Origin of the sequence: Microbacterium sp. LB12 (assembly GCF_037150835.1) — a bacterium.
Lineage (GTDB): Bacteria > Actinomycetota > Actinomycetes > Actinomycetales > Microbacteriaceae > Microbacterium.
In genome coordinates this window covers 1-368 of sequence record NZ_JBBCPF010000050.1, presented here as the reverse complement: position 1 = coordinate 368, position 368 = coordinate 1, and the positions used below count along the sequence as shown (strand labels likewise).

Below are 368 nucleotides of genomic sequence, written 5' to 3'. Positions count from 1 at the left end.
CGCTGCCGCCGCGGAGGGTCTTCGCGCCCGCGCCGTAGGCGATGCCGCACACCAGGAACGCCAGCGAGATGATGAACACCAGGCTCGCCATGAACGGCGTCGTACCGATGATGTCGCCCGTCTCCGGATCGCGCAGCGGCGCACCGGGCGGCAGGGTGAGGGCGAGGATCAGCGCGATGAAGCCGAGCAGCGCCCAGAACGAGAACTTCAGCCCCCGCGCCTCCGCGGCGTGGTCGACGCCCTCGGCCTCGTCGGCGATGGTCATCTCGCGGCGGTCGTAGGCGCCGAGGCGCTTCTCGGTCACGAAGATCGTCACGAGCAGCGCGACCGTCGTGAGCAGGAAGGTCGAGACGATCCCGAAGTAGAAG

Annotated in this window: 1 protein-coding gene; it reads right to left on the bottom strand. The window is 69.3% G+C overall.

What is annotated here, in order from left to right; translation table 11 throughout:
* Positions 1-368 (bottom strand): AbgT family transporter (locus WFM69_RS19470; RefSeq protein ID WP_337007472.1); only part of this gene is annotated, 368 nt, incomplete at both ends.